Origin of the sequence: Pedomonas sp. (genome assembly GCF_036515995.1) — a bacterium.
Taxonomy (GTDB): Bacteria; Pseudomonadota; Alphaproteobacteria; order Sphingomonadales; family Sphingomonadaceae; genus Pedomonas.
Window position 1 is genome coordinate 1 of the sequence record NZ_DATBUP010000223.1, and the last position, 22,735, is coordinate 22,735.

The 22,735-nt window shown below is 64.3% G+C and carries 25 protein-coding genes and 1 pseudogene; 11 read left to right on the forward strand and 15 right to left on the reverse strand.

The annotated features are described in order from the left end of the window. Positions 1-339 (reverse strand): annotated as a pseudogene (locus VIG90_RS16250) (4-hydroxy-tetrahydrodipicolinate reductase); the annotation flags it as partial. Between the two features lie 50 nt (positions 340-389). Between VIG90_RS16250 and VIG90_RS16255 the strand changes: the two are divergent. Next, entirely contained in the window at positions 390-1,097 is a 708-nt protein-coding gene (locus VIG90_RS16255) for an NAD-dependent deacylase (protein WP_331594568.1), read from the forward strand. A gap of 14 nt (positions 1,098-1,111) precedes the next feature. On the opposite strand, the gene VIG90_RS16260 is transcribed toward VIG90_RS16255, so the two are convergent. Then, complete coding sequence (locus VIG90_RS16260) at positions 1,112-1,516, reverse strand: metallopeptidase family protein (RefSeq protein ID WP_331594569.1); 405 nt, start codon at positions 1,514-1,516, stop codon at positions 1,112-1,114. Between the two features lie 71 nt (positions 1,517-1,587). Here VIG90_RS16260 and VIG90_RS16265 point away from each other — a divergent pair, with 71 nt between their 5' ends. Then, on the forward strand, positions 1,588-1,929 hold the full coding sequence (locus tag VIG90_RS16265) for a 4a-hydroxytetrahydrobiopterin dehydratase (protein ID WP_331594570.1): 342 nt from the start codon (positions 1,588-1,590) through the stop codon (positions 1,927-1,929). Positions 1,930-1,990: 61 nt separating this feature from the next. On the opposite strand, the gene VIG90_RS16270 is transcribed toward VIG90_RS16265, so the two are convergent. After that, entirely contained in the window at positions 1,991-2,545 is a 555-nt protein-coding gene (locus VIG90_RS16270) for a fasciclin domain-containing protein (RefSeq protein ID WP_331594571.1), read from the reverse strand. Positions 2,546-2,939: 394 nt separating this feature from the next. Here VIG90_RS16270 and VIG90_RS16275 point away from each other — a divergent pair, with 394 nt between their 5' ends. Continuing rightward, positions 2,940-4,208 (forward strand): phospholipase A, encoded by a 1,269-nt coding sequence (locus VIG90_RS16275; RefSeq protein ID WP_331594572.1) that lies wholly within the window; start codon positions 2,940-2,942, stop codon positions 4,206-4,208. A 35-nt stretch (positions 4,209-4,243) separates the two neighbouring features. Here the strand turns inward: VIG90_RS16275 and VIG90_RS16280 are convergent, their stop codons facing one another. Next, complete coding sequence (locus VIG90_RS16280) at positions 4,244-4,660, reverse strand: hypothetical protein (RefSeq protein ID WP_331594573.1); 417 nt, start codon at positions 4,658-4,660, stop codon at positions 4,244-4,246. 95 nt (positions 4,661-4,755) lie between these two features. On the opposite strand from VIG90_RS16280, the gene VIG90_RS16285 reads away from it, so the two are divergent. Next, on the forward strand, positions 4,756-5,223 hold the full coding sequence (locus VIG90_RS16285) for a YkvA family protein (RefSeq protein WP_331594574.1): 468 nt from the start codon (positions 4,756-4,758) through the stop codon (positions 5,221-5,223). Here VIG90_RS16285 and VIG90_RS16290 read toward each other — a convergent pair. From VIG90_RS16290 to mutM, 6 genes are all read right to left on the reverse strand, one after another. Next, positions 5,220-6,125, reverse strand: coding sequence for a DMT family transporter (locus VIG90_RS16290; RefSeq protein ID WP_331594599.1), 906 nt, complete (start codon positions 6,123-6,125; stop codon positions 5,220-5,222). The two genes, VIG90_RS16285 and VIG90_RS16290, sit on opposite strands and share 4 nt — an antisense overlap. A gap of 249 nt (positions 6,126-6,374) precedes the next feature. Then, the gene (gene dnaA / locus VIG90_RS16295; RefSeq protein ID WP_331594575.1) at positions 6,375-7,769 is read right to left on the reverse strand and encodes a chromosomal replication initiator protein DnaA; all 1,395 of its coding nucleotides are present in this window, start codon (positions 7,767-7,769) and stop codon (positions 6,375-6,377) included. A 574-nt stretch (positions 7,770-8,343) separates the two neighbouring features. Further along, positions 8,344-8,607, reverse strand: coding sequence for a 30S ribosomal protein S20 (gene rpsT / locus VIG90_RS16300; RefSeq protein WP_331594576.1), 264 nt, complete (start codon positions 8,605-8,607; stop codon positions 8,344-8,346). Between the two features lie 117 nt (positions 8,608-8,724). Beyond that, positions 8,725-9,501: an enoyl-CoA hydratase gene (locus VIG90_RS16305; protein ID WP_331594577.1), complete on the reverse strand. Its 777-nt coding sequence runs from the start codon at positions 9,499-9,501 to the stop codon at positions 8,725-8,727. Between the two features lie 112 nt (positions 9,502-9,613). Further along, positions 9,614-9,991, reverse strand: a complete 378-nt coding sequence (locus VIG90_RS16310; protein WP_331594578.1) for a hypothetical protein — start codon at positions 9,989-9,991, stop codon at positions 9,614-9,616. 13 nt (positions 9,992-10,004) lie between these two features. Then, positions 10,005-10,820 carry a bifunctional DNA-formamidopyrimidine glycosylase/DNA-(apurinic or apyrimidinic site) lyase gene (mutM, locus tag VIG90_RS16315; RefSeq protein WP_331594579.1) on the reverse strand — a complete coding sequence of 272 codons (816 nt, stop codon included), beginning with the start codon at positions 10,818-10,820 and terminating at the stop codon, positions 10,005-10,007. A gap of 122 nt (positions 10,821-10,942) precedes the next feature. Between mutM and ubiE the strand changes: the two genes are divergently transcribed. From ubiE to VIG90_RS16345, 6 genes are all read left to right on the forward strand, one after another. Beyond that, entirely contained in the window at positions 10,943-11,671 is a 729-nt protein-coding gene (ubiE, locus tag VIG90_RS16320; protein WP_331594580.1) for a bifunctional demethylmenaquinone methyltransferase/2-methoxy-6-polyprenyl-1,4-benzoquinol methylase UbiE, read from the forward strand. A gap of 3 nt (positions 11,672-11,674) precedes the next feature. After that, positions 11,675-13,198 carry a 2-polyprenylphenol 6-hydroxylase gene (ubiB, locus tag VIG90_RS16325; protein ID WP_331594581.1) on the forward strand — a complete coding sequence of 508 codons (1,524 nt, stop codon included), beginning with the start codon at positions 11,675-11,677 and terminating at the stop codon, positions 13,196-13,198. 26 nt (positions 13,199-13,224) lie between these two features. Continuing rightward, positions 13,225-14,427, forward strand: coding sequence for a bifunctional phosphopantothenoylcysteine decarboxylase/phosphopantothenate--cysteine ligase CoaBC (gene coaBC / locus VIG90_RS16330; protein ID WP_331594582.1), 1,203 nt, complete (start codon positions 13,225-13,227; stop codon positions 14,425-14,427). Beyond that, the gene (gene dut / locus VIG90_RS16335) at positions 14,405-14,863 is read left to right on the forward strand and encodes a dUTP diphosphatase (RefSeq protein WP_331594583.1); all 459 of its coding nucleotides are present in this window, start codon (positions 14,405-14,407) and stop codon (positions 14,861-14,863) included. The genes coaBC and dut overlap by 23 nt, the downstream gene beginning before the upstream one ends. Positions 14,864-15,025: 162 nt before the next feature. After that, positions 15,026-15,781 carry a molybdopterin-synthase adenylyltransferase MoeB gene (locus VIG90_RS16340; protein ID WP_331594584.1) on the forward strand — a complete coding sequence of 252 codons (756 nt, stop codon included), beginning with the start codon at positions 15,026-15,028 and terminating at the stop codon, positions 15,779-15,781. Between the two features lie 2 nt (positions 15,782-15,783). Then, complete coding sequence (locus tag VIG90_RS16345; protein WP_331594585.1) at positions 15,784-16,158, forward strand: DsrE/DsrF/DrsH-like family protein; 375 nt, start codon at positions 15,784-15,786, stop codon at positions 16,156-16,158. 109 nt (positions 16,159-16,267) lie between these two features. On the opposite strand, the gene infC is transcribed toward VIG90_RS16345, so the two are convergent. The 3 genes from infC to VIG90_RS16360 form a co-directional block, all read right to left on the reverse strand. Then, the gene (gene infC / locus VIG90_RS16350) at positions 16,268-16,804 is read right to left on the reverse strand and encodes a translation initiation factor IF-3 (protein ID WP_331594586.1); all 537 of its coding nucleotides are present in this window, start codon (positions 16,802-16,804) and stop codon (positions 16,268-16,270) included. A gap of 140 nt (positions 16,805-16,944) precedes the next feature. Next, a complete protein-coding gene (locus VIG90_RS16355; protein ID WP_331594587.1) occupies positions 16,945-18,129 on the reverse strand; it encodes a PQQ-dependent sugar dehydrogenase in 1,185 nt (394 codons plus the stop codon). Between the two features lie 88 nt (positions 18,130-18,217). Then, entirely contained in the window at positions 18,218-19,174 is a 957-nt protein-coding gene (locus VIG90_RS16360) for an NAD-dependent epimerase/dehydratase family protein (protein ID WP_331594588.1), read from the reverse strand. Positions 19,175-19,266: 92 nt separating this feature from the next. Between VIG90_RS16360 and VIG90_RS16365 the strand changes: the two genes are divergently transcribed. Continuing rightward, positions 19,267-20,157 carry a LysR family transcriptional regulator gene (locus tag VIG90_RS16365; RefSeq protein ID WP_331594589.1) on the forward strand — a complete coding sequence of 297 codons (891 nt, stop codon included), beginning with the start codon at positions 19,267-19,269 and terminating at the stop codon, positions 20,155-20,157. 9 nt (positions 20,158-20,166) lie between these two features. Here the strand turns inward: VIG90_RS16365 and VIG90_RS16370 are convergent, their stop codons facing one another. Then, entirely contained in the window at positions 20,167-20,574 is a 408-nt protein-coding gene (locus VIG90_RS16370) for a hypothetical protein (RefSeq protein ID WP_331594590.1), read from the reverse strand. Positions 20,575-20,720: 146 nt separating this feature from the next. After that, on the reverse strand, positions 20,721-22,712 hold the full coding sequence (gene thrS, locus VIG90_RS16375) for a threonine--tRNA ligase (RefSeq protein WP_331594591.1): 1,992 nt from the start codon (positions 22,710-22,712) through the stop codon (positions 20,721-20,723). Positions 22,713-22,735 lie beyond the last annotated feature (23 nt).

The following is a 22,735-nucleotide window of genomic DNA, read 5'->3' on the forward strand; positions in this document are numbered from 1 at the left end:
CGGGAGCACCGGCTGGCCCTGCGCCGCCGTATCGATGGCCGCGTGGTGGCTGGCCTCCAGCCCGGTGGTGCCCACCACCAGCGGCCTGCCCAGCGCAATGGACGACGCCAGCGCGACCGGCGCGGAGAAATCGATCAGCACGTCGCATTCGGCGGCAACGGCGGCAGCGTCATCGCGAATCAGAACACCGGAGCCCGGCAGGATCGGCTGGCCGACCCGCTCATGGCCTGCGCGCTCGATGGCACCGGCCAGCACCACGCCGTCCTGCGCCTCGATCGCCTCGGCCAGCGCCACGCCCATGCGGCCCGCCGCGCCAATCAGACCAATCCTTACCGCCATGCCCCGATCTCCTGTTTGAAGCCTCTTGGCCGCAGGGTTAAAAGGAGCGCATGGCAAAGTACAGATCGATCGTCATCCTGACCGGCGCCGGCATCTCGGCAGAGTCCGGCATTCCGACCTTTCGCGGCGCGGATGGCCTGTGGGAGGGCCATCGGGTCGAGGACGTGGCAACCCCGGAAGCCTACGTCCGCGACCCTGAGCTGGTGCACCACTTCTACAACATGCGCCGCGCGGCCTTGGGTACGGTGGCGCCAAACCCGGCCCATGCGGCGCTGGCCCGGCTGGAGCAGGCATTCGACGGCAGGTTTCTGATCATTACGCAGAACGTGGATGACCTGCACGAGCGCGCCGGATCAAAGAACGTGCTGCACATGCATGGCGAGCTGCGGAAAGCCTGGTGCCTGGGTTGCGACAACCGCACCGCGTGGCTGGAAGACATGACCGAGGAAAGCCGCTGCCCGCACTGCTCCCGCGAAGGACGGCTGCGGCCGGACATCGTGTGGTTCGGCGAGATGCCTTATGAAATGGACCGCATCGACGAGGCGCTGTCAGGCTGCGATCTGTTCGTCTCCATCGGCACCTCGGGCAATGTATATCCGGCCGCGGGCTTCGTGGCGATGGTGCGCCACATGGGACGCGCCCACACGCTGGAGCTGAATCTCGACCCCTCCGAAGGCAGCCGCATGTTCCACGAGACCCGCCATGGACCGGCGTCGCAACTGGTGCCGGAGTTCGTGGACGAGGTGCTGGGCGGGTAGGCCCCGCCCTTTCCTTACTCTACCGAAGCCTCGATTCGCTCCATGTCCTCGTCGGACAGGCCAAAGTGGTGGCCGGCTTCGTGCACCAGCACGTGAACGACAATGTCTTCCAATGCCTCGCCGGTTTCGGCCCAGTAGTCGAGCATGGGGCGGCGGTAGAGAAAAATGATGTCCGGTAGCGCGCCGGAGTGGCTCACCGACTTCTCGCCGACGGGAAAGCCCTGATAGAGGCCAAGAATATCGAACGGCGTCTCCAGCCCCATGGATTCCATCACATCCTCGTCGGGGAAATCCTCCACGCGCAGAACCACATCCGTCAGCCAGCCGCGGAACGGGTCAGGAAGACGTTCGAGTGCCTCGCGGGCAATCGCTTCGATATCGGCCAGAGCCGGGGGGAGAATTGGGCGTTGCATCTGCATGGAGATATGGTGCCGGCAACGTTTCGGCAATGCCTGCGCGCATCCGGCCCGGCTCGAGAGGGAGACAGAGCATGGACGAGAAGACCCTACAAGAGAGGCTGACCGATGCCGAGCGGGACGCGGCGCTGGCCACCTTGCCCGACTGGACGCATGATGCGGCGCGCGGAGGAATCGCCCGCAGCTTCCGCTTCAAATCCTTCAACGCCGCGTTCGGCTTCATGACCCGCGTGGCATTGGCGGCGGAGAAGCGGGACCATCATCCCGAATGGTTCAATGTCTATAATCGGGTGGATGTCTTCCTGATTTCCCACGATGTGAAGGGTCTTTCCGGGCGGGATATAGACCTCGCCCGTGCCATCGATCGCATCGTGGCGAGCAGCCAGGGTCAGGACAGTCAAGGTCAACCCAGTTAAGCCATGCCAGTCAAGCCGGGGGCAGCGACCCGCACCCCGGCTCTTTGACAAAGCTGCGTCTTCAACGTGAAGAAGGCAGACTTAGCGGTGCGTTGATGACATGCACCACGCCATTTGCTGTCTGGATATCCTTGAGCACCACCGGGGCGCTGTTGATCTGTTCATACTGGCTCGCCGTATATGTCAGCGCCTGACCGCCAAGGGTCGTGCCCAGGTAAGCATTGCCAGTCCAATCCTTCGAATAGATGGCGCCGGGCAGGATATGGTTGGTTACGATTTCAGCCAGCTTGCTCTTGTTCTGGGGCTGTAGCAGGGCTTCGAGTGCTCCGGCGGGCAGACTGGAGAACGCGGCATTCGAAGGCACCAGAACAGTAAACGGCCCCTTTCCCGACAGCATGCTCGTCAACCCCGAGCGCTGGAGCATGTTGGCGAAAATGCTATACTGAGCTGAGCCTGTGATCAGCGACAGGACGCTGTCAGCCTGTGGATGGGCTGCTGGCTCAACAGACTGAAGCTGCTCCTTTACAGAAGGTGCTTGCGCCATGGCCGGCGCAGCCCCGCCTATCGACACGGCTGTAAAACAAACTACACCCAGTCCGTGCAAAAACTTTTTCATTGGGACTTTTACGCTCTTTTCGGCAGTTAATCGTGAAAATTTCCACGAGCAGGCTCAGCGCTCTCGCAAGAGGCCATAACGGGTGGATAACATTTTTGTTCCGATTGTATGAGGGCACTATCGATAGAATGACCGATGAATCGGGCATGGCGAATTCTGTAAACTGATCAAATTCAATCAGTTGCCTGTAGAAACTATCCCGGCCCTTGCCTAGCAGGCGCAATGTCTTCCTGTCTACCTAGACATATGTATTATTTCCGGACCCACCCTAAGGCCTGATGTCATTTTTTATTATACCAACCATGAGAGCGATTGACGCAAAGCGAAGCTGCGGCTTTAACCACCCTTGCCGGGACCAGCCGTTAATTTCCTAACAGGCACGAGGACACCACATATGAAGGCTCTGGGTTCTTTCAGCCTCGTCGCCGCGGCTTTGGTAACAGCACCCTCTGTCGCTGAAGCGCGCATGCTGTTGAGCGGAGTACAGACCGCAGAGGCCAGCAGCGCCCTGATGGTTGAGGTCACGCAGTTGAACACCGCCTCCGGCGCGCAGATCCTGAGCTTTCCGGAGCGCATCCCTGGTACGCTGAGCATCGCTCAGCGCAATGTGCCGGTTGAACTGGTGCGCGCCGCCGATGCTGCGCCCAGTCACTCCGTTCCAGCAGGCGGGTTCGCGCAGGCGCGCTATGCGCTGGCCCTGCCGGAGGGCCACCCGCCTTCTGCCGCCGCCCTGCTGTCTCTTGTCGGACAGGACACGCCGGGACTGGCGTTTTCCCTGCCCGCCCTCACACATCCGACGCAGACCGCGCAAACTGCCGAGGGCACGGGTTCGGGCACCAGCACCACTGTTGGCGCAGCTGAGGGAGCGACCGAGACGCCGCCGGCTCAAACAGCCGTCCTGGCGCCTGCCGTCGACACTTCCCCGAGGCCGGATACAGGCAATCTCTACATCGGCAACCTGTCCAGCTACGCACCGATCTATGCCGCGTATGGGCCGGGCACAAACACTGAGATCCGCCTTCAGTTCAGTCTCAAGTATCAGTTGTTTGGCGACCCCGGCGCGGTCGGCCCCGGCCATTCGCTGCTCAACGGCATTCACTTTGGCTACACCCAGCGCATGTTCTGGGACTGGAGCGCCAAATCCTCGCCGTTCCGTAATATCGATTTCATGCCGGAGATCTTTTACCTCGTCCCGGCGCAGCACGTGACGGATGGCATCTCGCTCGGCGGGCAGTTCGGCTTGCGGCACGCCTCGAACGGCAAAGATGGAGAAGAATCGCGCAGCATTAACACGATTTATTTCCATCCGGTGGCCTCCACTGCGCTGGGCGGCGGGTACCGGCTCTCCGTCGGCCCGACGGTGGAGTTTTACGTCGGCAGTCTGAAGGACAACCCGGACATCAAGCGGTACCGCGGCAACACTGGCCTGTTCCTTGAGATCGACGATGCGGATGGCCTGCGCCTCTCCACCGAGACCCGGTACAGCTTCAAGTCCGGCCGGGCGTCGGTGAACGCTGAACTATCCTACCCGTTCGACCGCATCATCGACACCAGCCTCAACCTTTACCTGTTCGGCCAGTTCTTTACCGGCTACGGCGAGACCCTGCTGGACTACAACCGGCAGGATACCCGCCTGCGCATCGGATTCGCCATCGTGCGGTAAACAGGCAGCGCGCGCGACGGGAGAGACCAACCCTATCAGGCCTCCGCCGTCTCCCGTGGGCGCTGCCACACCGTCACCAGTCCGGCTTCCAGCCCACCGGCCGGGGAATAGACCAGAAGCTGGTCGAACCGTTCCACATCGCACGCAGGCAGGTTGCGGATAAAGCGAAGCAACTCCTCCGCATTCTCCGCCGAACGGGGAATAACCAGCCGGTCCCGGCCCGCCACCACATAGATGAACAGGCTCTCCGTGCCCGCCATGCCACCGGTGGCGCGCAACGAAATGTGGGTGATCGCGTCCCACGCCACCGCTTCCTCGCCGCGCTGAGGCCATACCAGCACAAGATGCTCCTCGGTGAACAGCACCGTCTCGCGCGAGGGCTTCGGCCGTAGCCGCCGGGCGAGAAAGCGCAGGGAAGAGGCGAGGCGGGACAGGGGCGTTGTCATGCTCATGGGGGTGCAATCCGGAAAAGCGATCCTAAATAATAACAGGTGCAAGATGTCTGTGCCCGCCCGACAAGGCAGGTAAGCGCCAGGAGGGAACGCGAATGCCGAAAGACCGGGCTGCCGGCCCGCCCCTAACGGATCTGTCGATCATCAACGTTGAAGACGAAGCGCGCAATGCGGAAGTAGTCGATACCGGCTTCTGGCAGAAGGTGCGCCATCTTGCGGGCCGCCTGCCCTTCGCCGACACGCTCGTGGCCGCCTGGTTCTGCACACGTGATCCGGAAACGCCGCCCAAGGTCCGCGCCATGCTCCTGGGTGCGCTGGCGTATTTCGTGACGCCCATCGATCTGATTCCCGACTTTCTGCTGCATCTCGGCTTCACGGATGATGCCACGGTGCTTGCTGCCGTGATCGGCCTCGTTGGCGCACACATCAAGCCGCAGCATCGGGCCGAAGCGCGCAAGGCCCTCGGTCTGCCGCCCGCGCCGGAAGACTTGCCCCCGGCCCCGCAGGACGTGGCACCGGAACAACCGAAGAAGAAGCGCTTCTGGCCGTTCGGGCGGACCTAACCCGTCTGCGTTTCAGGGGGAGAATCGGCCTTTGCCCGTCTTGCCGCCACGGTTTCCCGGTGCGCCATGTAGAGGGTGGCGAAGAAGATAATGAGGCCGCCGAGGTAGGTGAAGCCGTCCACCGGATCGCCGAACGCCAGCACGCCTATGGCAATGACGAGCCCGAAGCGTACAAAGTCATAGGGCAGAACGGCGGTGGCATCTGCCGCGCCCAATGCCTTGACGGTGCAGGACTGGGCGACGCTGGCGGTCAGGCCGATGCCCAGCAGCACCAGCAACTCCTGCCAGTTGGGCCACTGCCAGTAGGGCAGGCACACAATGAGTGACGGCGGCAGCATCAGTACGAAGCTGTAGGTGACAACAGACAGCGAGCTTTCCGTGCGGGAGAGCTGCTTCATTGCGATGGTGGAGAAAGCCGTGGCGATCGCAGAAACGACCGCTGCCATGATGCCGATGGTCAACGGGATCTGGCCAGGCCGCAGCACGATCAGCATGCCGACGAAGCCGATGGCAAGCGCCACCATCCGCCGCCACCGCACCGTCTCGCCCAGGAAGAAGATGGCGGCAATGGTGGTGAACAGCGGCGCGGAGTAGTTGATCGACATCACCGTTGCCAGCGGCGCGTTGGCGATGGCGTAGAAGGTACAGAAAGTGGCGACCACGCCCGAGGTCGCCCGCCGTACATGGGCACCGATCCGATTGGTCTGGAACAGCGTGCGCCCGTGCTTGATGATGAGCGGAGCCAGCATCAGCGTGCCGAACAGGTTGCGGTAGAACACTACCACGAAGGGATGCACCGTCTCGCTGGCCTGCCGGATCAATCCCCATAGGATGGCGAACACGATGCAGCCCAGCACCATCCATGCAGGCCCGCGCATGTGGACGGGCAGGCGGTCGATCATAGCATTCACGGCGACTCTCTCGGGCTTCCAGCCCTCGCCTCTAGCCCCGCTTCGCTCTGACGTCGAGCAGCAAACGCCCCTTCCCCGCTGTTCGGACTCAGCCTGCAGAAGAGAACCACCATGCGATGGCCTCACCTCTGCCCCGGTAAAGGAAAGGGCCGCGCCCGGTATTACGGACACAGCCCTTTGAAGGCGAACGGGGCACAGGGGACCGAGGCCCCTGCATAAAAGGTCTCCAAGAAATAACCCTCAACCGTCGATCAGGCGGGACAGGCGATCGATGTCCGCTTCCAGCTCGCTGTCGGTGGTGCGCAGTTCCTCGATGCGCTTGACCGCGTGCATGACGGTGGTGTGATCGCGTCCACCGAACTTGCGGCCGATCTCCGGCAGGGAACGCGGCGTCAGCTTCTTGGCCAGGAACATCGCCACCTGGCGCGGGCGGGCAATGTCGCGGGCGCGGCGCGCAGAGAGCAGGTCCGACAGCTTCACCTTGTAATAGTCGGCGACCTTCCGCTGGATGTCGTCGATGGTGATCTTGCGGTCGTTGGCGCGCAGCACGTCCGCCAGCACCTGCCGGGCGAAGTCCAGCGTGATCGGGTGGCCGATGAGTGAAGCGTGGGCGGCAACGCGATTCAGCGCCCCTTCCAGCTCGCGCACGTTGGAGACGATCTTGCGGGCGAGGAAGTCCAGCACGTCCGAGCTGACCATCACGCCCGGCATGGCTTCGGCCTTGGAGTGCAGAATGTTCAGGCGCAGCTCGTAGTCGGTCGGGTTGATGTCCGCGACCAGGCCCCACTGCAGGCGCGAGCGCACGCGCTCCTCGATGCCTTCCAGATCATACGGGCTGCGGTCGGCCGAGATCACCAGCCGCTTACCGTCCTCGATCAGGGCGTTCATGGTGTGGAAGAACTCTTCCTGCGTCGATTCCTTGCCGGCGATGAACTGCACGTCATCGATCATCAGCACGTCGACGCTGCGGAAGCGTTGCTTGAAGGAGATGGTGTCCTTGTGGCGCAGGGCCGCCAAGAACGCGACCATGAACTTCTCGGCCGACAGATAGACGACCTTGGCGTCTGCCTTCTGCTGGCGCACGGCCCAGCCGATGGCGTGCATGAGGTGCGTCTTGCCGAGACCGACTCCGCCATGAAGAAACAGCGGATTGAAGTTGATGGGCCCACCCTCTGCCATGCGGCGCGCGGCATTATAGGCGAACTCGTTGGATTTGCCGATGACGAAGCGCTCGAATGTGAAACGCTCTTCCAGGCGCGCGCCGAGTTCCGGCTCGTCGATGGAAGCGTCACCCGGCACCACCACGTCATTGGCGTGCGAATCGTTGGCGGGGAAGGCGGTTGCCGGCGTTTCGGCGCGCATGGCCGGGGCCACCACCAGACGCACAGAGCGGATGCCCGGCACGTAGAAGGCCCACAGGGCGCGCAGACGCTCGGCGAAGTGGCTCTTCACCCAGTCACACATGAAATGGGTCGGCAGGCTGAGCAGCACGTCGCTGCCTTCCACCCCAACGTAGGTGATGGGTTTCAGCCAGCTCTCGAAGGTGCGCTCACCGAACTCCGCGCGCAGAACGTCTCTGATCGTCTGCCACGGATCGCCGGTGTAGGCCGCCTGACCTCCTAGATCCCCGTTCATTTGCCCCTCGTAATGCTCTGCACCCGCTTACGGGTCCATGACGAGCCAGCCGCTGCCCCAGTGAATACTGCTGCGTTCCAGCCCCATAGGAAGGAAGACTCGTCGCCCCAAAATGTTCCGGAGCGAAAAAGAACGCGCATCATTCGTGGAATACTCGACACACTAACTGCATCCAGAACAAGAACTCAGAGCAATTAAGGACACTTAGCCAAAGTAATCCTGAATACGATTCCGGAATGTTTTAGGAATCCCAGAGTCCGTACTTCTTTGATGTTCAAAGATTACGTATTGCCCCGAATCTCGATAGGCCGGACTTTAGCCAGCGACCCCAGCCTTCACAAGGGCGTGGCGGACGCGCCTGCGCAAATAAATTGATTGACAGCGTAAGCCATTAAAACAAAGGGCTTATCTAAATCCCTGAATTTATTACGCATGCGACACAGGTCGATTCGCCCTGTCCTGGCCCGTTTCCCGCCCGTTTTAAAACGCACAAAGCCCCGAGCCGTTGCCGGCCGGGGCCATGACGAACGCACACGCGTTGGTTGCGCCGGAGCCTTGCGGCTCCAAACCGGCCTTAGGCCAGGGCGCGAACGCGGTGGGTCAGACGCGAAATCTTGCGCGCAACCGTGTTCTTATGCAGGACGCCCTTGGAGACGCCACGCTGCATTTCCGGCTGAGCTGCCAGCAGAGCCTGCTCTGCAACGGTCTTATCGCCAGAAGCGATAGCCAGCTCGACCTTCTTCACGAACGTACGGATGCGGCTGACGCGCGACTTGTTGATCTCCGCGCGACGAGCGTTGCGGCGGATGCGCTTACGCGCCTGCGGTGTATTGGCCATTTCTCGTCCTCAGCCAAAAAGAAATATTACCGCCGGACAATGCCCGACGTGAGCGGGCGGCTTATGGCAGAGTCGTGCCCGCCGGTCAACAGGACGGGCACGAGTCCGCACCAAATTTCATCGATTCTTGAAGTTGGGCTTACGTTTTTCAAGGAAAGCGGCCATTCCTTCCTTCTGCCCTTCGGTCCCGAACAGGCTCTGGAACAAGCGGCGCTCGAATCGCATGCCTTCCGAAAGCGTGGTTTCATAGGAGCGATTGACCATCTCCTTGACCGCCATAACAGTTGCACGCGGCAATTCGGCAATCTCTGCTGCGATTTTCAGAACCTCATCTACCAGCGATTCGGTTGGGAAGATGCGCGCAACAAGTCCCATTTCCAGCGCTTCTTGCGCATTGATCATGCGACCGGTCAGGCACAGGTCCATGGCGCGGGCCTTGCCGACGAATCGGGTCAGGCGCTGGGTGCCGCCCGCACCGGGGCTGACGCCCAGCTTGATCTCCGGCTGGGAGAACCTGGCGTTCTCGCCTGCGTAGGCGGTATCGCACATCATGGCGAACTCGCATCCGCCGCCGAGCGCAAAGCCGTTCACGGCCGCCAGGACCGGCTTGCGGCAACGGGTGATTTCTTCCCACGTGGAGGTGATGAAGTCTTCCTCGTAGGCGTCAGCGAAGGTCTTGGTCGCCATTTCCTTGATGTCCGCCCCGGCTGCGAACGCCTTTTCAGAGCCGGTCAGCACGATGCAGCCGATGGCGTCGTTCGATTCGAACTCCCGCAGCGCCAGCGTCAGCTCGCTGGTGAGCTTGAAAGACAGGGCATTGAGCGCCTCCGGACGATTGAGCCGGATCAGGCCGACCGCACCATGCGTCTCAACGATCAGGGTTTCGTAGCTCAAGGGTAACTCCTCCTCCGATTATGTTCTGGTTTTGCCGAAAGCCCTGGCCCGCGCCCCGTAGTCCGGAGCGGCAGGCAAGGCCCTTCGGCCATGCGTCTCTATATACAGATTTTCAGGGCTGGCTCTCGGGAGACCGGCTCTCTGCGGGCTCCCGCAACAGGCGCACGCGGGTCGCCCCGTCAGCGCCCTTTCCAGTCTCGCGACTGTAATCGATGACCAGCCTGTCCGCACCGCGACGATAGACCTGCCGGGCGGCGGTGGCCGACTCCAGCATCCACCCGAGGCCGGACAGGGAGCCGGCATACCATGTCTGGACCCGGCCGGTTTCCACGGAGCCCTCCAGCACGGTCTCGATGATGCTGCCTTCCTCCTTGTCGAAGGTGACGCGCGCCTCGGGCACCTCTGCCAGCCCCGGCATGACGGGCACGTCAAAGCCTTCCAGCAGCGGCGCTCCCGCCATCAACGCCACAACAGCAAGCACCGTCTTCATGCAAATTCGCCTTTCACGGCTGGCAGTTGGCACAATAGAAGGTCGAGCGTCCACTCTGCACAATGCGAGTAATGGGCCGCGCGCACACCCGGCAGTCCTCCGCCTCGCGGCCGTAAACCTGCCAGCTGTGCTGGAAATAGCCAAGCTCGCCGTCCACCTGCACATAGTCGCGTAAAGAAGAGCCGCCTGCCTCGATGGCGCGCAGGAGCACGGCCCTGATCTCGGTCACCAGCCTTTCCAGCTGCTCCTTCGTCAGGGTGCCCGCCGGCGTGAGCGGGCCGATGCCCGCGCCGAACAGCGCCTCGCACACGTAGATGTTGCCCAGGCCCGCCACGACGCGCTGATCGAGCAGCGCCAGCTTGATGGGCGTGATCTTGCCCGCCAGCTTCGCTGCCAGATCCTCCGCATGGAACTCGTTGCCCAGCGGCTCGGGGCCCAGATGCGCGAACAGCGGATGCAGGTGCAGCCGCTCCTCCCGCTCGATGTCGAGGCTGCCGAAGCGGCGGGCATCGTTCAGCACCAGCACGTGACCGTCCTCGGTCGCCCACAGCACATGGTCGTGCTTCTCGGGCGCGTCCGGGTCCACCCGCACCCGCCCGGACATGCCCAGGTGCAGGATCACCACGTCGCCCCGGTCGGTATGAAGCAGCGCATACTTGGCGCGGCGGGTAATGCGGGTGACGACGGCGCCCTGCATCCGCTCGGCCAGATCCGTGGGGATCGGGCGGCGCAGGTCCGGGCGGCGCACCTCCACGCGGCTGATGCTCCGGCCTTCCAGCACCCGTGCCATGCCCCGGCACACCGTCTCGACTTCAGGTAATTCCGGCATGAGTCCTCGCTTGTCTTGCCCCCGCCTTGCTCTCGTGCAATCCCGGTGGCGCGCAGCTGCGCCCGCGCAAACCAAGTGGCGCGCAATTGCAGTTGCCGCAAGCCTCCTTTAGAGACGGTGCCATGAGCGAAAAAGTATCCTACGGATTCGAGTGGGTCGATCCCGCCGAGAAAACCGAGCGCGTCACCGACGTCTTCCGCCGCGTTGCCCGGAACTACGACATCATGAACGACGTGATGTCGGCGGGTCTGCACCGCATGTGGAAGGATTACTTCGTCGACAAGCTGCGCCCGCGCGAGGGCGAGCCGATTCTCGACATGGCGGGCGGCACCGGCGACATCGCCTTCCGCATGGCCAAGCGGGGCGCGGACGTGACCGTCAGCGACATCAACCCGGCCATGCTGGAAGTGGGCAAGGAACGGGCCGCCAAGCGCGGGCTCGACCTGAAGTGGAGCGAGCAGAACGCCGAGAAGCTGACCTTCGAGGATGCTTCGTTCAGCGCCTACACCATCTCCTTCGGCATCCGGAACGTGACCGACATTCCGGCCGCCCTGCGCGAGGCGCACCGCGTGCTGAAGATCGGCGGGCGCTTCTTCTGCATGGAGTTCAGCAAGGTGGAGCTGCCGCTCATGGCCGGCGCCTATGACTGGTACTCCTTCAACCTGCTGCCCAAGATGGGCGAACTGGTGGCGAAGGACCGCGAGGCCTACCAGTATCTGGCCGAGAGCATCCGCCGCTTCCCGGACGCCAAGACGTTCGAGAATATGATTCGCGAGGCAGGCTTCTCCAACGTGCGCTCCCAGCTCATCCTCGGCGGCGTGGTTGCCATCCATTCCGGCTGGAAGGTGTAAGGCGTGCCCAGTCAGCTTGTTCATGCCTGGCGCATGCTCAGGTGGGGGCGCGTTCTTGCCCGCCACGGTGTGCTGCGCCCGTTCGAGGACATTCAGGATCTTCCGCCGAGCGCCCGGCTGGTTGCCCGCGTCGCGCGCTTCGGCCTGACCGTTCCGGCCACTCCGCAATACGCCCATGCGTTCGAGGAAATCGGACCGGCGGCGATCAAGCTGGGGCAGGCGCTGGCCACCCGGCCGGACCTGATCGGCGCGGAAGCGGCACTGGACCTCAAGCGCCTGCAGGACAAGCTGCCCGCCTTCCCGTTCGCTCAGGTGAAGGCCACGGTGGAGCGCGAACTCGGCGGTCCGCTGGAGCAGTTCTACGCCTCCTTCGATGAGAAGCCCATCGGCGCGGCCTCCATCGCGCAGGTGCACAAGGCCGTCACGCTGGACGGCCGTACGGTCGCCGTGAAGGTGCTGCGCCCGCACATCGAGGAAATCTTCGCCACCGCCATCACCACCTACTACTGGGCAGCGGCCCGGCTGGAGCGGTTTGGCGGCGAGGCCGCGCGCCTGCGCCCGCGCATCGTCATCGACCAGTTCCGCCAGTGGGTGGACCGGGAGCTGAACTTCCGGCTGGAAGCCGCCAACGCCGCCGAGCTGGCCTCGCGCCTGTCCTCGTTCCAGAATTTCCATGTGCCCAGCATCGACTGGGACCGCACGAGCAAGCGCGTGCTGACCATGGAGTGGATCGACGGCATTCCGCTGACCGACCGCGCCGCGCTGGAAGCCAGCGGCCATGACCTGAAGGACGTTGCCGCCACTGTCGTGCGCGTCTTCCTGCAGCAGGCGATCGTCGACGGCTACTTCCATGCCGACTTCCACCAGGGCAACCTGCTGCTGGACCGGCAGGGCCGCCTGGTTGCGGTGGACTTCGGCATCATGGGCCGTCTCGACCGGCTGGCCCGGCGCTATCTGGCCGAGATTCTCTACGGTCTCATCACCCGCAACTACACCCGCGTCGCCGAGATTCACTTCGAGGCCGGCTACGTGCCGCCCTATCACTCGGTCGAGGAGTTCGCGACCGCGCTGCGCGCCGTGGGCGACCCGATCCTCGGCAAGTCGGTGAATGAGATCTCGGTCGGCCAGTTGCTGGAGCAGCTGTTCACCATCACCCGCATCTTCGAGATGCAGACCCAGCCGCACCTGCTGCTGCTGCAGAAGACCATGGTGATGGTGGAGGGCGTGGCCTCCTCGCTCGATCCGCACGCCAACATGTGGGAGATCGCCCAGCCCTTCCTCGAGAGCTGGATTCGCGATGAGTTGAGCCTCGAGTCCCGCGCGGCGGACGAAATCATCCAGTTCGTACGCGACGTGCGCGCCCTTCCCGGCGTTGCCCGCCGCCTGATGGAACTGGTGCCGCCCAAGGGCGCAGCCCCGGCGTTGCCGCCGCTGCCGGACGAAGTGACCGTGCGCGGCCCCAACTGGTGGGTCGTCGGCCTGACGACCGCCTTCCTTGCCGGGCTGGCCGTCGGCTGGATATTCTGAACGCAGGACAGCAGGGGCGAGACGCTATGAACGGCAAGCGCATCCTTCTCATCATCGGCGGCGGCATCGCGGCCTACAAGTCGCTCGACCTGATCCGCCGCCTGCGCGAGCGGGGCGCGAGCGTGCGCTGCGTACTGACCGAGGGCGGGGCGCAGTTCGTCACGCCGCTGTCCGTCGCCGCCCTGTCCGAGCAGCCGGTCTACACCGACCTGTTCAGCCTGAAGGACGAGACCGAGATGGGCCACATCCGCCTCAGCCGCGAGGCGGATGCGCTGCTGGTGTGCCCTGCCACGGCCGACCTGCTGGCCAAGATGACGGCAGGACTGGCGGGCGATCTGGCCTCGACGCTGCTGCTGGCCACCGACAAGCCGGTTCTGGCCGTGCCCGCCATGAACGTGCGCATGTGGGAGCACGCCGCGACCAAACGCAACGTCGCCCAGCTGCGCGCCGATGGCGTTGCGGTCATGGAGCCGACCGAAGGCCCAATGGCCTGCGGCGAGTTCGGCCCCGGCCGCCTGCCGGACGTGCCGGACATCGTGAACTGGGTGGCCGGGCAGCTTTCTGATGCGCCCAAGCCGCTGGCGGGCGTGAAGGCGCTGGTGACCGCCGGGCCGACGCACGAGCCGATCGATCCGGTGCGCTACATCGCCAACCGCTCCTCGGGCAAGCAGGGCTATGCCGTTGCCGAAGCGCTGGCCAAGCTGGGAGCCAGCGTGACTCTTGTCTCCGGACCGACGGCGCTTCCCGCCCCGGCAGGCGTTGCCCGCATCAACGTGGAAACCGCGCGGGACATGGCAGAAGCCTGCCAGAAGGCGCTTCCGGTCGATCTTGCCGTGTGCGTGGCAGCCGTTGCGGACTGGCGTGTCGAGGCCAGCGCGCAGAAGATCAAGAAAGGCGCTGACGGCACACCGCAGCTGACCTTCATCGAGAACCCGGACATTCTGGCCACCCTCTCCCAAAGCAACGCCATGCGCCCGCGCCTCGTCGTCGGCTTCGCGGCGGAGACGGAGAACGTCATCCAGCACGCGCAGGCCAAGATTGCCCGCAAGGGGTGCGACTGGATCGTTGCCAACGACGTCTCGCCCGCTACCGGCATTATGGGCGGCGAGCGCAACGCGGTTCACATCATCACTCCCACTAATGTCGAGTCGTGGCCGGAAGCGGCCAAGGCCGACGTTGCCACTCTTCTTGCAGAACGGATTGCCCATGCTCTCGCCGAACCACGTTGAAATCGAAGTCATCCGCTTTCCGCACGGCGCCGACCTGCCGCTGCCGGGCTACGAGACCCCGGGCGCCGCGGGCATGGACCTGCTGGCCGCCGTTGAGGAAGACCTGGTGATCGAGCCGGGCAAGCGCTTCGCCGTGCCGACGGGCCTTGGCATCGCTCTGCCGGAGGGCTTCGAAGCCCAGATCCGCCCGCGCTCGGGCCTGGCCCTGAAGCAGGGCCTCACCGTTGCCAACGCACCGGGCACCGTCGACTCCGACTATCGCGGCGAAGTGAAGGCCATTCTCATAAACCTTGGGCAAGAGCCGGTCACCATCACCCGCGGGATGCGCATCGCCCAGATGGTCATCGCCCCCGTGACGCGCGGCGTGTTCAAGGAAGTGCAGGCCTTGTCCGAGACCAGCCGCGGCGCTGGCGGGTTCGGCTCCACGGGCGTTTGATTTGTTTTTGCAGGAGGATCTTAACCCTCCTGCACCTCCCTTTCGATTCGAAGGGCCGCGCAGTTTGTCCCGCGCACGGCCCGACAAACGACTGGGGTGCAGGGGGCCGATACCCCCGCGAAAAACCTTGAAAACAAACCTGCAAACCCGGAGAGCGACGGCATGGACCTGACCGACGAGCAGCTTGAGCGCTATGCGCGCCATATCGTGCTTCGGGACGTGGGCGGCGCGGGGCAGGTCAAGATTCTGCAAGCCAAGGTGCTGGTCATCGGCGCGGGCGGGCTCGGCAGTCCATGCCTGCAATATCTGGCGGCGGCGGGCGTCGGCACTCTCGGCATTGTGGACGATGACCGGGTGGATCTCTCGAACCTCCAGCGGCAGGTGCTGCACGGCACACAGGACATCGGCCGCCTGAAGACAGAGAGCGCGGCTGACAGCATCGCCCGCCTCAATCCGGATGTGACGGTGGTTGCCCACACGATGCGCCTGATGCCGGAGAACGCGGCAGAGATCATCAGCGGCTATGACATCGTGGCGGACGGCTCGGATTCATTCGAGACCCGCTTCGCTGTGGCCGATACCTGCCTTCAGCTGAAAAAGCCGCTGGTCTCGGCGGCAGTCGGGCCGTTCGAGGGGCAGGTTTCAGTTTTTAAGGGCTATGAGGAAACCCTTCCCTGCTATCGCTGCTTTGTACCTGAAACACCCGGCGGTCAGCAGCGCACCTGCGCGGACGTCGGTGTCCTTGGCGCGTTGACGGGCGTTATAGGGTCATTGCAGGCCCTTGAAGTGCTGCGTGAGATCGTCGGGTTCGGCCAGACACTGGCGGGCCGCCTGCTGATCTATGATGGCCTGACGAATCGCATGCGCACGTTGAGCTTGCCGAAGGACCCTGGTTGCCCGGCGTGCCGCGGGAGGTAAGGATGGGCAAGACACGCCAAGGTTTGGCGATTATTTTCAGCGACTCGACCCATGGGCGGATCCACGGAGGGCTCAGTCTGGCCTGTGCTTCGGCAGCGCTGGGCCGCCCGGTCCGCATGTTCTTCCACAGCGAATCCGTGTGCGCGTTCGACCGGCACCGAAAATGGAAGGGCGACGAGACGTTCACCCTCGCCGGCGTCCCGCCGCTTTGCGACATGATCAAGACGGCGCTGGAGTTGGGCATCGCCACCATGGCCTGCACCACCGGCCTGCACATTTGCGGCCTGACGGCCAACCAACTTCCTGAAGGCGTGGAAGCGGCGGGCATGGTCGCCTTCCTCGCTGACGCGCAGGACTACGAACTGGTATTCGTGTAACCGTACGCTGGTCGCCAGGCCTTCAACGCAAAAAAGCCGGGCATTTCTGCCCGGCTTTTTTTTGATGCTCTGCTGGCCCGGTAGCGATCGCCGCCCGAACCTGCAAGGCTTACTTCGGCGCGATGACCATCAGCATCTGACGGCCTTCCATGCGCGCGGACTGCTCAACCTTGGCGTATTCCTGCGTGTCCGCAGCAACGCGCTCCATCACGCGCATGCCAAGCTGGTTGTGCGCCATTTCGCGACCGCGGAAGCGCAGCGTGACCTTGACCTTGTCACCATCCTCGATGAAGCGTTGAATGGCTTTCATCTTGGTGTTGTAGTCATGGTCGTCGATACCCGGGCGCATCTTGATTTCCTTGATGTCCTGGGTCTTCTGATTCTTGCGGGCTGCCGCCGCCTTCTTCTGCGACTCGTACTTGAACTTTCCGAGGTCGAGAAACTTGCACACTGGCGGATCGGAATTGGGAGAAATCTCAACCAGATCGAGTCCGACTTCAGCGGCAATTTCTCGAGCTTCCCGCGTATAGAGAACGCCGAGGTTCTCACCGTTCTGATCAATGACGCGCACGCGCGGCGCCTTGATGAACTCATTATAGGCGGGGCCAGTCAGTGGCGGTGGGGGCGCCAGGGGGCGCCGTGACATAGGCGGGCGGATGGCTCAGTCTCCTATCAGTTAACGCAAACAAGCGCGCCGTCCCCAGCACACTTGAGCAGGGCATCGCTATCACGAAACCCACAAGGCGTAAACGCGCGAATTTCGAGCAAGTATCCGGATCGGATGTGTCACTTTTGCGCTGTGGCCGGGACAACACGCACGATGCGTCCCTCAACGTTGTCCGTCAGCAGATAGAGGGCCCCATCCGGACCTTGAACCACATCGCGGATGCGCTCGCCAAGGTCGGTCAGGAGCGGCTCCCAGCCCTTCACCTTATCGTCCTCCAGATCCACATGCGCCAGGCTCTGGCTGGCAAGGCCGCCGACGAACACGTCACCCTTCCACTGCGGGAAGAGATCACCGGTGTAGAAGGCCATGCCGGACGTGGCGATGGAGGGATTCCAGAAGTGAACCGGCTGCTCCATGCCTTCCTTGTGGGTGCCCTCGCCGATCTTCTCGCCGGAATAATCGACGCCGTGGGTGATGACCGGCCAGCCGTAGTTCTTGCCGGGCGTGGGGATGTTGATCTCGTCCCCGCCCTTGGCGCCGTGCTCGACCGTCCAGATCTTGCCCGTTGCCGGGTTGATGGCCGCGCCTTGGATGTTGCGGTGGCCGTAGGACCAGATTTCCGGCTTCGCGCCTTCCTTGCCCACAAAGGGGTTGTCCTGCGGCACCGAGCCGTCCGGATTGATGCGCACCAGCTTGCCCAGGTGATTGTCGAGCGTCTGGGCCATTTCCTTGCCCCGGTAGCGATCGCCCAGCGTCACGAACAGCGAGCCATCCGGCGCGAACACCAGGCGGCTGCCGAAGTGGTGGTTGGTCTTGAAAGACGGCTGCTGGCGGAAGATCACCTTCATGCCGTCCAGCCGGGGGGCGCCGCCCCCCTCCACCAGCTTTGCACGGGCAACGGTGGTGCCGTTGCCTTCCTCACCCCGCGGCTCGGAGTAGGAGAAATAAATCCGGCCGTTCTCTGCAAACTTCGGGTCGATGGCGATGCCGAGCAGGCCGCCCTGCCGCTTGTCGTCAACCGCAGGCACGCCCGCGACGGGCTCCGACAGCTTACCGTCCTTCGTCACGATGCGCAGACGGCCCGCCTTTTCCGTGACGAGCATCCGGCCGTCCGGCAGGAAGGCGAGGCCCCACGGCTGCTCCAGCCCTTCCGCCACGGTTTCAACCTTGATGTTCGCCGCCGCCATCGACGGGCCATCCGGCACCGCGCTGCCGCATGCCGCCAGCATCAGCGCAACGACGGCGGCCCGCGCCATCTTCGGAATGTACAGTCGGGAAACGTGAGTCGAAACCTGGCTCGGCATGGCAGAAACCCCCAACGAGAACCGGCCCTGAATGGGCGAGGTGGAAAATCGTTTCGTTCAAAACGATCAGCACACCTACCCGGCTCCGTCAAAAGCCGTCAAGGCAGCCAAGGCCGATAAGCGTCTCTTCCACCGCCTGATTCAGCGGCGTGCGGGGCTCCCCGCCCAGCCGGGCAACGAGCCGGGCGTTCCCCAACCGCACCGGCTGACGCCAGAGATACTCGACCTCCGCCACCTCCCGGCAGAACGGCACAAAGGGCGCGGCAAGCCGCACCGCCCACCACGGCAAAGCGCGTACCGACAAGGCCGGGTCTCCGACCGCCGCGCGGATGGCTTCGATGATCTGCGTGCCGTCGTGGTCCCACTGGCCTTCCATGTGGAAGGTCTCGAATTCCTGAAGGTCCTCCGCCTCGGCCAGCCGCGCCATCGTCTCGGCCACATCCGGCAGGTAGGCCCACTGGTGCCCGATGCCGGGCCGGCCGGGATTGGTGATGGAGGCGGGCCGCCGCCCCGACTTCACCAGCACCTGACTGAACCAGTTGTTGCCCGCCCGCGGCCCGAAGTAATCCCCCGCCCGCACGATCAGCGCCTGCGCCTCTCCGGCAACCGCCGCCTGACGCAACCGCGCTTCCATGCGCGCCCGGATTTTGCCTTTGGCCGTGAGCGGGTTCTGCGGCGATGCCTCGTCGGGCAGTGGCAGCGCATCCGGCCCGTAATTGTAAACCGTGCCGGGCAGAAGGATGCGGGCGCGGATTTGGCGTGCCGCCGCAATCGAGTTCTCCAGCATGGGCAGCACCAGCTCGCCCCAGCGGCGGTAGCCGGGCGGGTTGACGGCATGGACGATGAGCGAGGCACCCTCCGCTGCCCGCAGGACGTCATCCGCGCTCATGGCATCGCCCGGTATCCAGTCCAGCCCTGCGTCTGCCGGTGTTTGCGTCCGCCGGTGCAGCGCCCGCACGCGCCAGCCCCGTGCCGCGAGCGTGCGCGCCACTTCCCCGCCAATGCCGCCGGTTGCGCCCAGCACCAGTGCGCTTTTCCCACTCATTCCTGCCTCCGTTTGCCTTTGGAGGCCCGAGGATGGAGGGGATGCGGATCAGATAAAATTGTATAAAGTTCTGGTTCAGATATAAAAAATATATGAACCATGAGCCGAACTGGGACCTCTATCGCACCTTCCTTGCCGTGCTGCGGGAGGGCTCGCTGTCGGGCGCGGCGCGCATGCTGGGGCTGACCCAGCCCAGCGTTTCCCGGCATATCGACACGCTGGAGGAGGCGCTGGGCAAGCGCCTGTTCCTGCGCACCCAGCGCGGCCTTGCGCCGACGGACGCGGCGCTGGAGCTGCAACCCTATGCCGAGGCGCTGGCGCTGACCTCCGCTGCTCTGCTGCGGGCAGCCTCCGGCACTGCGGGCGACGCCATTACCGGCACCGTGCGGGTGAGTGCGAGCGAGGTGGTGGGTGTGGAGCATCTGCCGCCGATCCTCACCGGCCTGCGTCGGCAGCACCCGGGCCTGACGGTGGAGCTGGTGCTCTCCAACAGGGTGGATGATCTGCTGCGGCGGGAAGCGGATATTGCGGTGCGCATGGTGGAGCCCGAGCAACAGGCGCTGGTGGCAAAGCGCTGCGGCACCATCACCCTCGGCTTCCATGCCCGGGCGGATTATCTGGAAAAGCGCGGCACGCCCGGCAGCCCTGAGGATCTGGCGAGACATGACCTGATCGGCTTCGATCGGGAAACGCCCGCCATCCGCGCCTACCTCAGCCGGCTGCCCGTGCCTGCCCGCCCAGACTTTGCCCTGCGGGCGGACAGCGACCTTGCCCAGCTCGCCTTCATTCGCGCAGGTTTCGGCATCGGCATGTGTCAGGTGCCGCTGGCCGCGCGGGAGCCGTCACTGGTGCGGGTTCTGCCGGATGTGTTCTCGCTCGACCTGGGCCTCTGGGTCGTGATGCATGAAGACCTGAAAACGAGCCCCCGCTGCCGCGCGGTGTTCGACGCGCTGGCGCAGGGGCTTTCTCTCATTGGCCGTTAAGCTCTGCCGTCAGCGCGGCTTGCGGGTTTCGTCCTCGGGTCCGGCAGCCTCGCCTTCCGGCCGGGGCGTTGCCTCGCGGCTTGCCTCGGCGCGCCGGGCACGCCGCTTGCTCATCCGCTCGCCGGTGCTGGCGCCGACCGGGCGCATCGGCGCGACATCGCCCCGCGCGACGGACGCGCCCAGCGAATGTTTTGGATCGGGCGCATCCCGGCCCCGGGTGTCGACCTCGTGCATGCCGGTGGCCTCGCGCAGCGACCAGGCCTGACGGATCAGGCCGCCCGCGCTGTGGTCCCCGTCTTCATCGGGCTGCTCGATCTCGGCTTCCGGCTCAACCGGCGCGCCTTGCAGCTTGGCGTCCGTATCCGGCTTGGCGACGGTCGGTACGGGCTGCTCATGGATTTTCTTGTCTTCGGCCATCACGCTCTCCCCATCCTGTCCCCTGCGCCCCCTCAAGAGCGAACGGGCGCGCCTCACTTGGGGTTCCGGAAAGCGGGCTTTCAAAAGGAAAAGGCGGCCCGGAGGCCGCCTTCCTGTTCTTTCCTGTTCTTGTCGAGAAGAGGCGCTTAGCCGCGCAGATCCGGCGGGGTGCCCTCTTCCCGAAGGCGCTCGATGATCTCGTCCAGCGAGGCCACCTGCTGCTTTTCGTCCGAGCCGAGACGGCGGACGGCGACGGTGCGCTCCTCCGCCTCGCGCTTGCCGACGACGAGCAGGTAGGGAACCTTGCCCAGCGAGTGCTCGCGCACCTTGTAGTTGATCTTCTCGTTGCGGATGTCCGCCTCGGCACGGATGCCGGCGGCCTTCAGCGCATTGGTGACTTCAACGGCATAGTCGTTGGCGTCAGACACGATGGTGGCGACCACCACCTGACGCGGGGCGAGCCACAGCGGGAACTTGCCCGCGTAGTTCTCGATCAGGATGGCGATGAAGCGCTCCAGCGAGCCGAGGATCGCGCGGTGGAGCATGACCGGGCGCTGGCGCGAGCCGTCTTCCGACACGTAGGAGATGTCGAACCGCTCCGGCAGCACGAAGTCCAGCTGGATGGTGCCGCACTGCCAGGTCCGGCCGATGGCGTCGCGCAGGTGGAATTCCAGCTTCGGGCCGTAGAACGCGCCCTCGCCCGGGAACACCTTGAACTCGTAGCCGGCGGCCTTCACCGCTTCTTCCAGACCCTTCTCGGCGCGGTCCCACACCTCGTCCGAACCGGCGCGCAGCTCGGGGCGGGTGGCGAGGTGCACCTTGAACTCGGTGAAGCCGAGGTCGGTATAGACCGTCTGGAGCAGCTGGCAGAAGGCGATGGTCTCGTCGATGAACTGGTCATCGCGGCAGAAGATGTGAGCATCGTCCTGCGTGAACTGGCGCACGCGCATCAGGCCGTGCAGCGCACCGTGCGGCTCGTTGCGGTGGCAGCAGCCGAACTCGGTCATGCGGATCGGCAGATCACGGTACGACTTGATGCCCTGATCGAAGATCTGGATGTGGCCGGGGCAGTTCATCGGCTTGATGGCGAGGAAGTCCGGGTGTTCGCCCAGCGTCGGCTCCTCGGTGTCGATGTTGGGGATCTCGTCCGGCACGAGGAACATGCCCGCGCGGAACTTGTCCCAGTGGCCCGAGGTCTTCCAGAACTTGTTGTGGTAGAGCTGCGGGGTGCGCACCTCCACGTAGTCGGCCCTGGTCAGGCGGCGGCGCATGTACTGCTCGAGCGCCTGCCACAGCACCCAGCCGTTCGGGTGCCAGAACACCGAGCCGTGGGCCTCTTCCTGCAGGTGGAACAGGTCCATCTCGCGGCCCAGCTTGCGGTGGTCCCGCTTCTCGGCTTCCTCGATGCGGTGCAGGTAGGCTTCCAGATCCTTCTTGCTCAGCCACGCGGTGCCGTAGATGCGGCTCAGCATGGCGTTGCGGTGGTCGCCGCGCCAGTAGGCGCCCGCCACCTTGGTGAGCTTGAAGGCTTCCGGGTTCAGCTTGCCGGTGGAGGGCAGGTGCGGACCACGGCAGAGGTCCATCCACTCACCCTGACGGTACACGGTGATCGGCTCGCCCGGCGCGATGATGTCATCGATGATCTGCGCCTTGTAGGTCTCGCCGATGGAATTGAAGTGCGCGATCGCCTCTTCCCGGTTCCACACCTCGCGGGTGATGGGCTGGTTACGGGCGATGATCTCGCGCATCTTCGCCTCGATCACCGGCAGGTCGTCCTCGGTGAACGGGCCGCGATCCTTGGGCGCGAAGTCGTAATAGAAGCCGTCTTCGATCGACGGGCCGATGGTCACCTGGGTGCCGGGGAATAGCTCCTGCACGGCTTCCGCCAGCACGTGGGCGAAGTCATGGCGCACGATGTCGAGCGCTTCCTCGGCGTCCTTCGAGGTGATGAGCGCCAGCTGGGTGTCGCCCTCGAGCGGGCGGTTCAGGTCCCACAGGTCGCCGTTCACGCGGGCGGCCAGCGCCGCCTTGGCCAGACCGGCGCCAATGGACGCGGCCACATCGCCCGGGGTAGTCCCCTGCGCCATCTCACGAACGGAGCCGTCGGGAAGGGTGATGCGAAGGGATGCGTCGGTCATTGGTTTCTCAGTTTTCACGAGGT